Raw genomic sequence first — 16,631 nt, forward strand, 5'->3', positions numbered from 1 at the left:
TTTGGGTGAACGTTGCCGCGAGCGCTACGACTTCGGCCGAAACTCGCACCCATCCAACCAGTGCCCGGCAACGAATGCGGCTCGTGTGGTGGGTTCTCGGCTTCGTTGCCGTGTGGTTGCTGATCGGCGCGCTCGCCGCCGTGTGGATCGGTCGTGGCATCCGTCGAGCGGATGTCGAGGAGTCCGCCGACGAGTCACCGGGCCGAACAACGTACGAACCACCACCTGAAAAAGACGCCGCGTAATCCAGCGGTGTGAGTCCCGGCTCTGCAAGCCGGCTTCAGGAACGCGTCACGGACGAACCGGTGCGACTACGAATCAACACAGCGATTCCCATCCCTACGAGGGCCAGGATCAGCGGTGCCGCTATCGCCATGTTCGCGCCGATGGTAGTGAACAGGACCAGCGACGCGAGAGCCGCGAGGAAATACACAGCCGCAAAACGCGGTGCCCAGAAAACTGTCTGCATGGATCCTCCGACATCAGAAGCAGATTCACTCGGACCGGACGACGAAAACGAGATGCACACGACCATTGTCGTTAGCCAGAGTACATAGTTGAAAAGTGCAGTCAAGAGTTGCTGCGCAAATTTTCGGTTCGCTTCGACCACCCGCTGGGGTACTTTTGGTCTGTGAGAGTGGTGTCGGTCAACGCTTGGGGTGGAGCGATGTACGACGAGCTCTTACCCTGGCTGCGCGCCGTCGATGCAGACATCGTCTGCTTGCAAGAAGTTACGCGCACTCCACAGAGGTCGGGATGGGCTACCTTCGCAGACGGTGAGAGGACGCTCCCGCAACGGTTGAACCTCTTCGATGACGTGTCCTCCGCACTGCCCGGATACACCCCATATTTCGTTGCTAACGACGCAGGTCCGGTGACCGACGACGAAGGCGTTCGGCTGCGACAGGACTTCGGCATCGCAACATGGGTTCGAGACGACATTCCCGTTATCGGGCTCGACGCCCGATTCGTGCACTCGCAGTTCGTCGACTACACGGACTGGGATGTCGAGGACCGACCTCGCTCAGCACTCACAGTGACAGTCCGAGACCGTCTCGGTGGGAAGACAGTCTCCGTAATCCAGCTGCACGGCCTTCGAGATCCGGCGGGTAAACAGGACACCCCCGCCCGCGCCGAGCAGGCCCGCAGACTAGCGGTGATCGTTGAAGAAGCCTGTGGCACAAGTGATGTCGCAGTTCTCTGCGGTGATCTTAATCTCCTTCCGTCGAGCACGACGTTCCACGTGCTGAGGGAACACGGGATGGTCGACCTCGTCGGCAACGCCGATACCCGGGCATCGAGCTACACCAAACCGGTACGTCATGCCAGCTATGTTCTGGTCTCGTCCACCGCGGCTGTGCGTAATTTCGAGATCGTGGCCGAGCCCGAGGTTTCCGATCACCGCGCACTGATGCTGGAAATCTGACCTGGGAGTACGAGCGCGGTCTCAACATCACTCCGCAGGCGTGTCCCCGGCTTCGAGGGTGAACTGCACAACGTTGATGCGTGAGTTCTTGAATCGCTCCGACGACCCGGTGAGGTATTGCACGTATTTGTCGTAGGTCGCTTCCGACGACAGCGCGATGGCCTCGTCCTTGGACGCGATCAACTTCTCGGCCCACGTGTCGAGTGTCCGTGCATAGTGCGGTCCCAGTGCATGCTCGCGGAGCAACTCGAATCCCGCCTCGGCCGCTTTCGCCTTCACCACCTTGACCAACGTCAACTGCCCACCGGGGAAGATGTCACGCAGAATGAAGCGGGAGAAATGCGCATCCTCACGCGTGAGTCCACCCCCGGAGGCTGGGTCGGGCGGGGTAATGACGATGGTGTGCAACAACATTCGCCCACCCGGCTGCAACACCGAACGGCACTTCGCGAAGAACGCCGAATACCGCTGACGTCGGAAGTGCTCGAACGCGCCGATGCTGACGATCCGATCGACGGGTTCGTCGAATTCCTCCCAGCCCTGCAACCGGATGTCGACGTTGCGTTCGGTCGGGAGGTCGGCGACGAGCGCGCGGCCACGGTCGTACTGGTTTCGGCTCAACGTCAGACCGATGACGTTGACGTCGTACTTCTCCACCGCCCGTTTGACGAGAGCACCCCAGCCGCAACCGATATCGAGCAGTGTCATGCCTGGCTTCAGATCGAGCTTGCCCAGCGCCAGGTCGATCTTGGCCGTCTGCGCTTCCTCCAGCGTCATGTCGTCACGCTCGAAGTAGGCACAGCTGTACGTCATGCTCGGATCGAGGAATAGCGCGAAGAAATCGTCCGACAAGTCGTAATGTGCTCGCACATCATCGACGAACGGCTCCAGTTGTTGGTTCATCACGCCACACCCTTCCCCACAGCATCGGTGCCGATCACTCGGCCTAGTGCACGGGCACCCTGCTCGCCCAGCATGTCTTCGTGTTCCACATCGACCTCTGTCACCGAGATCCGGCCGTCGACCAGAGCCGTCCAGTGCTTCGCGCCGTCCGAGCCGCGGGCAGCGAAGTAGTGGACATCGCCCACGAACACCGCCGGCTCGTACGACGCGGCCCAGCTGGGAGCCGAGACGACCGGTCGATACATGGCGCGCAGGTCGTCCTCGGTGAGAAATGCCAGTTCGGTTCGCGTACTTCGTAATTCCGCAACGATGTCCTCGAAGGACGTCGCCTCGACCCCGAGCTGACGAGCCAGATCGTCGACGCCGAATTCCTCGGCGTCGTCGGGTGCCGCGAGTTGCGCATCGACGAGGGCCAGCAGCGCGACGTCCTCGCCTTCCGACTGCAACTGCACGGCCACCGCGTGGGCGATCACACCGCCGAGCGACCACCCCAGCAGGTGGTAAGGCCCGTGTGCCTGGACTTTTCGGATTTCACGCAGGTAAGCGAAAGCGAACTCCTCGATCGACGACGGCGCAGCGTCACGGTTCGAGATGCCCGGATCCTGCAGGCCGTACACCGGGCGGTCCGTCTCCCCGAGCAACGACAAGTAGCTCCAGGCAATTCCGATGGCCGGATGCACACAGAACAGGGGTGCGCCCACGCCGTCGGTCCGCAGGGGCAACAGCACGTCGAACGCGCCGCTGGATGCGTTGTCGTCATCGCCGGTATCGAGGTGCGCGGCCAGTGCCGTGATCGTCGGATGCGCGAGCAGTGCACTGATCGGAATTCGACGGCTCAGCTTGTCGCCGAGGGCGTCCATCACCTGCACCGCCGAGAGGGAATGCCCACCGAGGTCGAAGAAATTGTCGTCGATACCGATGTCCTCGCCGGCGATGTGCAGCACGTCGGAGAACACGGTGTGTACGAGTACTTCGGTGGACGAGACCGGCGCGCGTCGTTCGGTCGACATCACTGTGGGTTCGGGCAGCCTGCTCGTATCGACCTTGCCCGACAACGTCATCGGCAGTGCATCCACGACGGTCACCGTGCTGGGCACCATGTAGGCGGGCACCGTTCGCGCGAGGAAGTCGCGAGTCTCTCGCGGTTCGACCGCACCCACCACGTAGGCAGCTAAGGAGTTCGCATGCCCGATCACGCTGGCTTGACGCACAGTGGGGTGACGCAGCAATGCCGCCTCGACCTCGGCGAGTTCGACGCGATGGCCGCGGATCTTCACCTGTGAATCCACCCGGCCCAGGTATTCGAGTTCGCGTCCGGTCTCGCGCGACACCCACCGCACCAGATCGCCGGTGCGATAGAGCCTGCCGTCGCCGAAGGGATTGGCGACGAAGCTGCTCGCCGTCAACGCAGCGTCGCCCACGTACCCGTCGGCCAGGCCGGCCCCGCCCAGGTACAGCTCCCCGACGACGTCGGTGCCCACCGGTCGCAGACGGGCGTCGAGAACCACCGTGTCGAATCCGAGGGTCGGTTCGCCGATGGTCACCGCAGCCGATGCCCAGTCTCGCTGATGCGTGGTGCAGGTGCTCATGACGGTTCCCTCGGTGGGCCCGTACGCGTTGAACACCGAGCGATCCTGCGACCATCGCTGCAGCAGTGCAGAATTGGCGGCCTCGCCGGCCATGACGGCCACACGAAGAGAAGCCAGAGCCGCGGAGTCGGTCACCTGCAGCACGGTCGGCGTGAGGCAGGCGTGGGTCACCTGGTGCCGCTCGATGAGCGCTTCGAGCTCACGCCCTCCATGCACCTCGGGCGGCACGATCACCAGGCTCGCTCCGGCCCCGACGGCCATCAGTGTCTCGAAGATCGACGCATCGAAACTCGGTGACGCGAACTGCAGCACCCGTGATGCCGGCTGAACGTCGAACAGGTCTCGTTGGTTCTGAACGAGATTCGCGATTCCGCGGTGCGTCACCCGCACACCCTTGGGTGCCCCGGTGGATCCCGAGGTGTAGACGACGTACGCCGTGCTGTCGACGGAGACTGCGCGTACCTGGAACTGGTCGAGCTCGTCACCATCAGCCGTGAGCCAGTCGTTTCCGGCCGAGTGGAAGTCCACGGAAGCGACTCCCGTGACGGGGGCTGCGCGATCGAGAATCTCCCGTACTCGCGCGGCGGGCTGAGACGGGTCGATCGGCAGGAAGCCGGCACCGGTCTTGGCCACGGCCCAGATCGCGGTGAGGTACTCGACCGACCGCGGCACAGCGATCGCCACCAACGATCCCGGCTCGACGTCGGCCCGGATGAGCTTGTCGGCCAGTGCATTCGATTGCCTGTCCAGCTCGCGGTAGGTCATCGAACGCGAGTCGTCGATCACCGCGATGTTGTCGGGCCAGCTACTCGCCGCCCGCACGAATACTTGAGCCAGTGTGGACTGATCGGCCGTGCCGTCTCGGCGGGACACGACCGCCGATCCGCCCTGACCGAATTCTGCACTGCCGAGCCGAAGGTCCGGTGCCGCGGCGACCGTGTTCAACACCGTGGTCAGACGTTCTGCCAGTCCTGTGACGACCGCCTGGGAGAACCGGTCGGCGGAATACGCCAGAGTGCCCAGCAGCCCGGCATCGGATTCTTCGACGACGAACTCCAGATCGAATTGCGTCGCCGTGATGTCCACTCGACGCGGATTGACGGCGCTCGGACCCAATTCGATTGTGGGCGTAATGATGTCACCGAATGCCAGAAGCACCTGGAACAGTGGGTGCGTGTCGACGGCGCGGGTGGGTTGCACCGCGTCCACTACCCACTCGAACGGCACGTCCGAGTTCGCGAAGGCATCGAGATCCCGGTTGCGTACCTCGGTCACGAAGTCCTCGAACGTCGTCGCCGGATCGACGTCGGTCCGCAGGACGACGGTGCCGACGAACATGCCGACGAGGTGGTCGAGCGCCGGGTCTGCTCGACCCGACACCGGGGTTCCGATGGCGATGTCCCGAGTTCCGCTGGCCTCGGCAAGTACGGCCGCCAGCGCCGCATGGACGACTACGAAGACCGTCGCGCCCAAGCGATGCGCGAGCGACCGCAGACTCGCGAGAGTGTCTGCATCGACGGCAAACTGGACTCCCGACGCCTCCTGCTCGGCGTCAGGAGTGCCGGTGGGCAGGTCGAGGAATTCCGGCAGGCCGGCCAGCGTGCGACGCCAGAAGTCGAGCTGCTCGGACGCCACCGCGTCCAGGACGTCGCGTTGCCACACCCGGTAGTCCGCATAGTCGACGGCGAGTGGAGTGAACGGCGGTGTAGCTCCGGCCGTTCGAGCCAGCAGAGCCGTCTCGATGTCGCGGCTCAGTGGGCGTAGCGACAGGCCGTCGACCGCGATGTGGTGGGCGACGACGGTCAGCACGCGCTCACCGCGACGTTCCGCGAGCATCAGTCGTAGCGGTGCCTCGACGGTCAGGTCGAAGCCCTGCTGTGCCACCCCGCCGATGCCCGCATGGGCGTCGTCCAGTGTCGAGAGCACGATCTGCGGATCGAGGACAACGGTGACGGGCCCGCCGCCCGTCGACGGGTACACCGTGCGGAGCGGCGTATGCCGTTCCAGCACATCGGCAATCGCCGCGCGCAACACCTCGAGGTCGAGGCCGTCCGGAAGCGTCACCTCGAAGGCAATGTTGTATGCCGCCGATGTCGGGTCGTATCGATTCTGCAGCCAGATGCGTCGCTCGGCCGGCGCGAGGCCGGAGTAGGAGCGCGCATCCGCGCGGTGCACCAGCGCGGGGAGCGCGGTGTAGTTGTCGGACAGCACCTCGATCGCCGACGCGAGCTGCGTCGCGGTGGGGGCTTCGAATACCGTCCGCACCGGAACCCGAACGCCGAGCACCGCGCTGATGCGGGTGGCGACGCGGGTGGCCGCGAGGGAGTCGCCCCCGAGGACGAAGAAATTGCTGTCGACGGCCGGCACGTCGACCCCCAACGTGTCGGCGAAGATTCCGAGAATGACGTCCTGCGTCAACGTGCGACCGGCCCCCGGTTCGGAGTCGGGCAACATCGCCGGCAACAAGGCCTCCTTGTCCACCTTTCCGTTGCCGGTCAACGGAATACGATCGATCGACGTGATGACGGCCGGCTGCATCGCCAACGGCAGCCGGTCCAAGAGCCACTGGCCCGCCTCGAACTCGCTGGTTCCCACCACCCAGGCGTGAATTCTGTTGTCGACCACCAGTGCTGTCGCGGCACTGACGTCGGGATGCGCCGTCAGTGCGCTCTCGATGTCTCCGAGTTCGATGCGCACACCGTTGATCTGCACCTGGTCGTCGCGCCGACCGCGGTAGTCGAGCAGTCCCGAGAGTTCACGTCGAACAAGATCGCCGGTCCGGTACATCCGGGCACCGCCGTCGGTTGCGACGAAGCGCGCGGCAGTCGACGCCGGATCTGCTCGGTAGCCGCGAGCCACACCGGACCCCGCGAGATACAGCTCTCCGACGCCACCGAGCGGCACCGGCTGCAACCGGTCGTCGAGCACAAAGGCTCCGACGTGGTCCAACGGTCGACCGATCGTGACGGGCTCTCCGGCGCGCAGAGATTCGGCCAGGGTGGCCACCACCGTGGCTTCGCTGGGTCCGTAGGCGTTGAGCATCGAGCGCCCGGCCGACCACGCGTCGACGACCCCGGCACCGAGCACGTCTCCGCCGACCGCGACGGTCTCGATGCCGTCCACCGTCGGCACCGTCGCGAGTACCGCGGGCGTGGACAGGTAGTGGGTCACTCGCTGCTCGGCGAGGAACCCGGCCATCTCCTCCCCGCCGAGGAGGCCGTGTGGCGCGATCACCATGGTCGCTCGGGCCCCGAACGCAAGCACGAGCTCGAGCACTGCGGCATCGAAGTTCACCGAGTATCCGTGCAGCACCCTGGATGTCGCTTCGACTCCGTAGCGCGAAACGACCTGCTGTGCCAGTGAATACACACCCTGATGCGTCACGATGACGGGCTTGGGCGTACCGGTGGAACCCGACGTGTGGATTACATAGGCCGGGTGCGCAGGGTCGAGCGTCGCCAGCCGGTCGTCGTCGGTCAGTGGCGCGTCGTTGAACGTCTGCGCGTCGCTCTCCTCGACCCACCCCACTCCTGGTTCCGTTCCGCCGAAGCCGATCTCGATGGGCCCCAGCATCTGCTCCCGACGGGCCGCCGGGTAGCGGGGATCCACCGGTACGAATGCGCCGCCGGCCTTCACCACGGACCACAGCGCCACGATGTACTCGGCCGAGCGCTCGAGCGACAACGCGACGAGGGTTTCCGGTCCGACGCCGTGGGCGATCAACAGTCTCGCGATCCGGTTGGATCGTCGATCGAGTTCGGAGTACGTCAGCGATTCCAGGCCATCGATCGCTACCGAATCTGCTGTACCACCGATCAACACGTCCAGGAGCGTGCCAGTGTCGGACTCGACCGGTTGTGTCGGTGCGTCGGCAAGAGCGAGGTCGCCGACGACGAACGCGGGGTCCGACACCGCCGCATGCAGGAGTGCCGTCACCGCCGACGCGAACTGTTCGACGGTGGCCCGCTGATACAGGTCCACCGCATATTCGATCTGTCCGGCGAGACCGGCCGATTCGGCCTGTGCGGCGGAGGATTCCTCCAGCACGAGATTGAGGTCGAACTCGGAGGTACGAGTGGGTATCTCCAGCACCGAGAACGGCAGGTCGTCGACCGATCGGTGCGGTGCGTTGTCGAATGCCAGCATCACCTGGAACAGCGGGTGCCGGTCCAGGGATCGGTCGGTCGTCACGGCGTCGACGATGCGCTCGAACGGCACGTCCGAGTGTGAGAAGGCGTCGAGGTCTGCGGAACGGACGGCATCCAGCAGGTCGACGAAACTGCCGGCCGGGTCCACTGTGACTGCGAGAGGGAGTGTTCCGACGAACATTCCGACCATCTCGTCGAGGGCTTCGTGGCCTCGCCCGGCCGTCGGCGATCCGACCACCACACGGTTCGACGTGCCGAATCGACTCAGGGCCGCAGCCACCGCGGCATGGACCACCATGAAGGTGGTGGCGTTGTTCGACCGCGCCAGCTCACGGATTCCCGCATGCAGGTCCGGCCCGATCTCGAACGGAACCGCATCGGTGGTCATCGATTGCACGGCAGGCCGGGGGAAGTCGGATGGCAATTCCGCCAACGCGGTGTCGCGCTCCCCCAGCACCGAGGTCCAGAACGAGAGTTGTTCGTCGGCAACCGCATCCACCGTCGCGCGGTTCCACACCGAGTACTGGCCGTACTGCGCGCGTAGGCGCGGCCACGTCGGTGCATGACCGGCCGTGCGTGATGCGTGGGCGAAAGCGAAGTCGCGTACGAGTGGGTCGAGGGACCATCCGTCCATCGAGATGTGGTGCACTGCCACGACGACCACCGTGTCGCCGGACTCCTCCACGCTCAGCAGCGCTGCCCGGATGGGCACGTCGGCAGCGACGTCGAACCCCTGCCCGGCAATAGCCGCGACGGCGTCGTCGAGGTGATGCTCGGGCACAGTGCGGGCCGGTACGTCGAGCAGGACGGTGTCGGTGGGCCGCACCACCTGCCGTGGCCCGTCGCCGTCGTCCGGGTAGTAGGTGCGCAGCGCTTCGTGTCGTTCGGCGACGTCGCGCAGTGCCGTCAGAACCAGTGACGCATCGCTACCCGCTGCGACCCGGATGGCAATGGGCATGTTGTAGGCGGGCGATGTGGGGTCGAACTGGTTGAGAAACCACAGGCGCTGCTGCGCATACGACAGCGGGACATGTTCCGGCAGAACGGTATCGAGCAAGTCGAGCGACACTGCACGTTCGGCCGAAGAATCGATGGCGGCCGCGACGGCGCGGACGGTGGGATCGGCGAATAGCGCGGTGAGCGAGACTCCCGAGCCGAGGCGAGCGAGAACTCGGGTGGCGCTGAGCGAATCACCGCCGAGCTCGAAGAAGGAGTGCTCGCGCCCCACCTCCTCGACGCCGAGGACGTCAGCGAAGGCTGCGGCGACAGCGCGTTCGGTCTCGGTCTGCGGCGGCACGTACTCGGTGTCCGTCGGCGCGGTGGGGGCCGGTAGTGCCCGGCGGTCGACCTTGCCGCCTGCCGTCATCGGCAGTGCGTCCAGAACCACGATGTGACGGGGAATCATCCACGCCGGCAGCCGGTTCCGCAGGTGACCGTCGAGCCCGCCGGAGGCACCGGTGACGTACAAGGCCAGCCGGTCGTCGCGGATGACGGCCACGGCCGCGGTCACTCCAGCGAATGAGGTTGCTGCGGCTTCGATCTCACCGAGTTCGAGCCGACGCCCGTGCAGTTGTATCTGCTGGTCGGAACGGCCCAGGTATTCGAGCGAGGACCCGTCGAACGACCACCGGACGATGTCACCCGTGCGGTAGAGCCGCGCTCCGGCCACGCCCGGGTCTGCGACGAACCGCGCCGAAGTCGTACCTGGCTGGCCGTCGTATCCGCGGGCGAGTCCGTCGCCGCCGAGATACAGCTCGCCGACGCCGCCGTGGGGTGTGGGCCGCAGGTGCGAATCCAGTATTAGCGCACGAACACCCGGTAGGGGCGCACCGATCGTGATGCGCTCACCGGCGACCATCGGGGCAGACAGTGTCGCCAATACCGTTGTCTCGGTGGGGCCGTAGGCGTCGAGCATCGTTCGTTCAGGAGTGGCGAACCGGTCGCGCAACGTGGGTGGGCACTCTTCGCCGCCGACGTCGAAGACTTCGATGGAGTGCAGATCCTCCGGATCGAGGGTCGCCAGCACCGTCGGAGAGGTGATCAGGTGCGTGATCTTCTCGCTGGCCAGGAACGCGGCGAGGGCAGGCCCGGCGTAGACATCGGCCGGGGCGATCACCAGGGTGGCACCCGACGCGAATGCAGCGAGAACCTCCTGGATGGAGGCGTCGAACACCGGCGAGGCCAGGTGCAGCATTCGTGAGTCGGCGGTAACGGCATACCGATCGACGACGTTCTCGGTGAGTTGCGCCAGGCCGCGATGAGTGACGCTGACGGCCTTGGGCTTTCCGGTCGATCCCGAGGTGTGGATGACGTAGGCCTCATTGTCGACGTGCAACGCCGGCGGCGCGAGGTCACGTTCGTTCGCGTCGAGCAGATCCTCGATGTCGAACCATTCGATGGTGCTCGGAAGCTGTTCCAGCACATCCTTGGTGGTGATACCGAATTCGATGCCTGCGCCCGCCAACACCGTAGCCAGCCGCTCGGTGGGCTCCGTGGGGTCGACCGGAACGAACGACGCCCCGGCCGTAGAGACCGACCACGAGGCAAGCAGGGATTCGTAGGAGCGTTCCATCGCCACGGCGATGCGCTTCTCGATGCCCGCACCGAGCGAGACCAGCTGGGCAGCAATGTGTTCTGCGACCCTGGTGAAGTCCTCACTGGACTGGTCGACACCCGCGGCACGCACCACCGCACCGCGTCGCAGCAGCGACGACAGCGGCGCTGGCGTGACCGTGTCTACTGGACGTGCTGTCAGCAACGCGGATTCGGCCTGGGCGTCGAGCACATCCAGTTCCGATACCGCAAGGCCCTCAGGGGCATTGACCACAGCACGCAGCAGAGCCAGGAACCGGCGGTGATGGGCTGTGAGTTCGTCGGTGGAGTAGAGGGCCGGGTTGCCGAGGAAGTCGACGCGGGTGCTTGTGCCTGCGACGCCGGGGTAGACGTTGACCATCATGTCGTCGATGGGTCCGCTGGAGAGCACGCGGTATTCGCCGATGACGTCGCCGAGCCGAATTGTGCTGTTGTACATCATGATGTTGACCGTGGGGCCGAACACTCCGCGTCCAGCGGCGGCGCTGCCGGTGCCGTCGCCGGTCTCGCGCTGCATGTCCTCGACGCGGAAACGCTGGTGGCGCAGCGCGCCGGTGAGTTCCACCTGGATGCGTCGCAGGAGTTCTTCGACGGTCACGCCCTGTTCGACGCCGATGCGCAGGGGCACGACGTTGGACATCATTCCGGAGGATTCCCGCAGTTTGGTGGTGGCTCGGCCCGATACCGGCAGGCTGAGCATCACGTCGTCGGTGTCGGTCATGCGCGCGAGATACAGCGCGAACGTGGCGAGCACGACGGGAACATCGGAGCTGTTGTACCGATGTGCCACGGCCGCCACGGCTTCGGTGAGGTCTGCGTCCAGCACGGCACCCACACTCACCGTCACGCCGCTCGGTGCCGCGCGCGTGTACGTGTTGCCGGCCAGTCGGGGTGCGTCGAGGTGGCCGTCGAGTCGGCCGAGCCAGTACTGGCGGTCGGTGTCGTAGCGAGAGGAGTTGGGGTACGCGGCCTCGTAGTCGTAGATTTCGCGGACGCCGATGGCGCGCGTCTTGGGAATTTCGGTGCCGTTGGTCAACGCGGTGTACACCGCGGCGGTGCGTTCCTGGACGGAGATCGCGCCGAGTCCGTCCATGACGATGTGGTGGGCGCGGCTGTACCAGTAGTAGTGCGCCTCATTCACCTGAATGATCTCGGAGGCGATCAACTGATCGCGAACCAGATCGACGGGGCGACGGTACTGCTCGTCCATGTAGCGCTGAGCATCCTTGACGGGATTCTCGCGGTCTCGGAAATCGCGATAGATCATCGCGTACGGCACCCGGAGGTCTCGCCACTGATACGGATGACCGTCGTGCAGTCCGATCCGCACTGCGGGCGATTCGAGTTGCCTGCAGGCGATGTCCGTGGCTCTGATCAATACGGCCGGATCGATATCGCCACGAATTTCGACGTATTGAGCAATGGTGAACGGCACGTCCGGTGCCAGCTGCTGGGCGAGATAGATATTCATCTGAGCAGCGGACAAAGGGAAGCGGCCATCCTCGAACAGCTCACCAACCTCTGGCGACACTCGATGACCTCCTCAACGCATATGCTCCGACGGCGTGAATTTTCGGCTGACGTGCCGCCCAGCAACGTCGATCTACATCGCCCGTGACAAACCTAGTCGACCCATTGTGAATGCTCTACCCGGATCGGACGACAGGTACGCCGGAACCTCCGCTCCCCTTTAGGCTAAGCACTCGACCGACTCCCTATGACCGAGAGGCCACCGACAATGGCGACCAGTTCCACCGATGTTCGTGGTTCTCGATCCGGTAAGAAGCGGCCGATTCTCCTTACGGTAGGGGTGCTGCTGGTCGTCCTGGTCGCGTTTCTGGTGTGGCTGGGGTACGAGGCGTACACCGCGCAGTCCAGCCTGAACGCGACGCGCGCCTCCGCTACGCAGGCGAAAGATGCTCTGCTCGACGGTGATGCGGCCGGTGCCGAGGCCGCGGCCGCGCGGGCCTCGGAATCGGCGGACGACGCGGTGTCGGCAACGACGTCCATCCCGTTTTCGATAGCGAAAGCCGTTCCTTACCTTGGTAGTCCGCTGAAATCGGTAGCTCAGATCACCGATGTGGTGCACGGTTTGGCCGTGGACGTCCTCACTCCCGCATCGACGGCGGGCGAAAGCCTGAACCCGAGCAGCCTCGTCGAAGGTGGCGGCAAGGTCGATACCGCCGCTCTCCGGGACGCACAACCCGTACTGGAGCAGACCGCCGCCGCAGCCGCGGAATTGAGCCTCCAAGCCCAGCAGGTGGACGAGCCCGCATTCCTCGACGTCGTCAGCGATGCACGTACGTCGTTGATCGATCAAACACACGACCTCGCAGGCCTGCTCACCAACACCCGCATCGCCAGTCAACTGTTGCCGTCGATGCTCGGCGACAACGGCCCGCGCAGTTACTTTCTCGCGTTCCAGACCAATGCGGAGGCCCGCGGTACCGGCGGTCTGCTCGGTGGCTACGGCATCATTCGCGCCGAGAACGGTACGGCCCGTGTCGACACTCTGGGTGCCAACAACGAACTCGAATTCGCGAAGCAGCCCATCGACCTGGGCCCCGAGTACAATGCACTGTGGGCACCGCGCAACACCACGACCGACTTCCGTAACTCGAATGCCAGCCCGCACTTTCCGTATGCCGGCCAGATCTGGTCGTCGATGTGGACGGAGCAGACCGGTGAGGTACTCAACGGTGCCATCGCTACCGATCCGATTGCGTTGAGCTACATCCTCGGAGCCACCGGCCCGGTCACGCTGGCCGACGGCGAGCAGATCACCGCAGACAACGTCGTCGAAATCACCCTCAGCACAGCCTATTCGAGGTTCGGTGACGACCAGTTGGCACGTAAGGCGTATCTCCAGCAGATCGCGTCTGCAGTGGTACAGAAGATGACCACGGGCGCTGCCCCCACCAGATCTTTGCTCGACGCGGTGGGCCGCGCCGGCAGTGAAGGCCGCATTTCGGTGTGGAGCGCAGATCCGGCCGAGGAGGCAATTCTGGCCGGTACCAAGGTGGGTCACGTGTTGCCGGACAGCCCGGCTCCCTACGCCAATGTTGTGGTCAACAATGCCGGTGGCAACAAGCTCGATTACTACCTCGCGCGGGATATCAAATATTCGGCCGAATCCTGCACCGCCGGGACCCGTAAGTCGACAGTGACGGCGACGCTGACCAACAATGTGGATCCGGACGGCCTGACGTCGTACGTGGCGAGCACGTTCCAGCCTAACGTCCCTTACGGCACAAACGAGTCGATCGTCTATCTGTACGGCACTCAGGGCGCGAAAATCACGTCCATGAAGGTGAACGGTGTTTCCGGATTCTCCATCCAGGCCGGCACCGAATTGGGCCACCCCGTGCAGGCCGCATATCTGACCATCCCGCCGGGAAAGTCACAGACGGTCACCTGGGAGCTCGAGGAGCCCTCGGCTCCGGGTGAGGCGACGGTGCCTGTGCAGCCGTTGGTCGATCAGCCAACCGTGAGCATCGACGTTCCGCAGTGCTGATTGTCCAACGGTGGTAGCCCAGCGTTGAGACCCCGATGACCCCAGCCCCGCGCGTCTTCGTCACAGAGGGCGCGACGGGGCTGCGGTTGTTCTTCGACTGACTTACAGTTCGGTCCGTGTTCGGAAAACGACGTAGGAACCGAGTCAGGCCACCAGAAAATGCGCATCCATTTGTTTGGATCGCGTTGGTAGTCCTGACGCTTGCACTAATCGTGCTGTTCGTGGTCGCGGAATTCGAGGGTCGCGTCTAGCCTCCAACAGTCGAGAATGCCCCGCCACAGCAATTGTGGCGGGGCATTTCGGGTTGTGGCTGTGAGTAATCTCGGCCGCGCTAGTTCTGTCGGTGGAACCGATTATTTACGGAAACGGGGGTTGTCGGTGCCGTTCGTCGACGGGTCGGTATGCACCTCAGGACGGCGCGCTCGTCCGTATGGAGCCGCGCTGACGGCCGTGCGTGCGGACTCGGTCGGTCCCGAGGGCACCGACTGCGCCGAGCCGGTGGATGTCGATGCAGCCGGCGGCGGCGTGGGTGCAGCGACCGGGCCAGATGGCTCGATCGGGCCTTGCGGTGCCGGTGCGGGCACCGGGGGCACCACCTGACGCGGCAGGTTGGTATCGGCGGTGTAGTTGTACGAGTAGCTGTACATGTCCCCCTTCTTCGACGGGGTCAACGCCAGCACCACGCCGAGGACACGGGCACCGATGGTTTCGAGATTGCCGATCGCTCGCGCGAGTTCGTTGGACTTCGTGTGTCCGTAGCGGGTGACGAGCAGAGCACCATCCGCATGGGTGGTGAGGACAGCCGAGTCGGTGACGGGCAGCAACGGGGCACCGTCGACGATCACGTAGTCGAACCTCGAACGCAGTTCGACCAACAGAGCACGCGAGGCTTCCGAGCCCAACAGCTCGGACGGGTTCGGCGGGATGGGTCCCGAGGCCATGGCCTGCAGACCCTCGTACTTGGTGGGCTGCAGCACCTCTTCTACCGTTGCTTGGCCGGCGAGAACGGTACTCAGTCCGACCGAACCGATGAGACCCATGTATTTCGAGACCCGCGGACGACGCAGATCGCCTTCCACGAGAGCCACATGGTGACCTGCTTCGGCAAGGGCCACAGCGAGATTCACTGCGGTGGTCGTCTTACCTTCACTGGGAATTGCACTGGTGACGACGATGACACGTGGTGGATGGTCGACCTCGAGGAACTGCAAGTTGGTGCGCAGCTCGCGGAACGCCTCGGCACTAGCCGATTGAGTGAGGTCCTGAAAGTCGACGGCCGGATGCGCCTTACGTTCTTTGTCGAACGGAATCGTGCCGACGAGCGCCTTGCCGGAGATTGCTTCGATCTCGCGACGACCCTTGATCGTGTTGTCGAGGCGGTCGCGCAGGACCGCGAGAGCAATTCCGAGCAGAAGGCCGACAGCCGCACCCAGGGCGAGATTGCGCTTGGTCTTAGGGCTGACAGGCGTTGACGACGCCTCAGCCTGTTGGAACGTCTTGACGCCAGCTGCGGGGTCACCGCCATTGGCGGGCGTCTCCAGTTCTCGGACTTGCTCGGTCAGCTCGGTCGCCATCGCATTGGCGATATCGCGAGCCCGTTCAGGCGATGGATCAGTGACCGTCAGATTGAACAGAACTGTATCGGGTGTCGACGACGCCTTGACCTTCGACGCCAGCTGTGAGGCGCTCATCCCTCCGAGCGGAAGGACATTGAGAACCCGAGCCGCCAGCGCCTCGCTGGTCGCCAACTCCGAGTACGAAGCCACGAGCTGCTGCGAGGTCAGGTTGCCCTGATAGGTCTCACTCACCGACGCACCACCAGAGGTGGAGACGAACATCCTGGCGCTGGCTTCGTAGAGCGGAGTCGTCAGTAAGGACGCACCCAGGGCACCAAGGATCGCTACGACCACGGTTACGGCAATGATGATCCATCTCGCCTTCAGGATTTTCAGATAATCCTGTATCTCCATGCTTCGAGCTCCTCGTCCGTTCGTACAACCCCGCAACGGGCTACTGTGTGGCTCAATCGTTACATAAGTATTCGATCGCCGTGCACCGGATCAGTATTGCCTCTGGAGCCAGTCACTCATTCGTTCGATTCACGAAGACCTACTCGGCGAATTCCCTGTTGTGACGTGTCACGACAATCCGTGTCCCCAATTTCGTTTTCAAAATTCACGAACGGGCGTGGAGTGCCGGTAGCGTTCGACCAGCTAGAGCAGGAACCATAAAATGCTTCGCAAACCCGGCCCAAGTCAGGGTGATTCTCGACACTGGAGTCCTCGCATCCTCTCGTTCGAGCTGCGAGACAGCCCGGACCCCGGCGAGCCGCACCTGGACTGCTCTCTGAAGCCTCTAGATCTGCCATCGCCACGGCGGCCGCCTCCGCAACCGCCAGAGCGATGACGCCAGGCCCCGTAGACCACGGCGCTACTGCGCGAACAGCTAGGGCGGACGTC

Annotated in this window: 6 protein-coding genes; 2 read left to right on the plus strand and 4 right to left on the minus strand. The window is 64.3% G+C overall.

The window, feature by feature from the left end; genetic code table 11:
- Positions 1-280: 280 nt before the first annotated feature.
- Positions 281-469: a hypothetical protein gene (locus tag J2X62_RS05925; RefSeq protein ID WP_139278405.1), complete on the minus strand. Its 189-nt coding sequence runs from the start codon at positions 467-469 to the stop codon at positions 281-283.
- A 162-nt stretch (positions 470-631) separates the two neighbouring features.
- Between J2X62_RS05925 and J2X62_RS05930 the strand changes: the two genes are divergently transcribed.
- The gene (locus J2X62_RS05930) at positions 632-1,426 is read left to right on the plus strand and encodes an endonuclease/exonuclease/phosphatase family protein (protein ID WP_027495505.1); all 795 of its coding nucleotides are present in this window, start codon (positions 632-634) and stop codon (positions 1,424-1,426) included.
- A 27-nt stretch (positions 1,427-1,453) separates the two neighbouring features.
- On the opposite strand, the gene J2X62_RS05935 is transcribed toward J2X62_RS05930, so the two are convergent.
- Together J2X62_RS05935 and J2X62_RS05940 are read right to left on the minus strand one after the other, a co-directional pair.
- Positions 1,454-2,329: a cyclopropane mycolic acid synthase family methyltransferase gene (locus J2X62_RS05935; protein ID WP_057473501.1), complete on the minus strand. Its 876-nt coding sequence runs from the start codon at positions 2,327-2,329 to the stop codon at positions 1,454-1,456.
- Positions 2,329-12,189, minus strand: a complete 9,861-nt coding sequence (locus J2X62_RS05940) for a non-ribosomal peptide synthetase (protein WP_310178563.1) — start codon at positions 12,187-12,189, stop codon at positions 2,329-2,331. Before J2X62_RS05940 ends, J2X62_RS05935 begins: the two co-directional genes overlap by 1 nt.
- 186 nt (positions 12,190-12,375) lie before the next feature.
- Between J2X62_RS05940 and J2X62_RS05945 the strand changes: the two genes are divergently transcribed.
- Entirely contained in the window at positions 12,376-14,172 is a 1,797-nt protein-coding gene (locus tag J2X62_RS05945; RefSeq protein WP_310178566.1) for a DUF4012 domain-containing protein, read from the plus strand.
- Between the two features lie 353 nt (positions 14,173-14,525).
- Here the strand turns inward: J2X62_RS05945 and J2X62_RS05950 are convergent, their stop codons facing one another.
- Positions 14,526-16,142 (minus strand): polysaccharide biosynthesis tyrosine autokinase, encoded by a 1,617-nt coding sequence (locus J2X62_RS05950; protein WP_310178569.1) that lies wholly within the window; start codon positions 16,140-16,142, stop codon positions 14,526-14,528.
- Positions 16,143-16,631: the final 489 nt, after the last annotated feature.

Origin of the sequence: Rhodococcus sp. 3258 (assembly GCF_031456475.1) — a bacterium.
Classification (GTDB): domain Bacteria; phylum Actinomycetota; class Actinomycetes; order Mycobacteriales; family Mycobacteriaceae; genus Rhodococcoides; species Rhodococcoides fascians.

Bases quoted from the DNA above. Each gene is read 5' to 3' on its own strand.
- J2X62_RS05945 (WP_310178566.1), top strand. From the start codon at position 12,376: ATGACCGAGAGGCCACCGACAATGGCGACCAGTTCCACCGATGTTCGT.
- J2X62_RS05950 (WP_310178569.1), bottom strand. From the start codon at position 16,142: ATGGAGATACAGGATTATCTGAAAATCCTGAAGGCGAGATGGATCATC.
- J2X62_RS05925 (WP_139278405.1), bottom strand. From the start codon at position 469: ATGCAGACAGTTTTCTGGGCACCGCGTTTTGCGGCTGTGTATTTCCTC.
- J2X62_RS05935 (WP_057473501.1), bottom strand. From the start codon at position 2,329: ATGAACCAACAACTGGAGCCGTTCGTCGATGATGTGCGAGCACATTAC.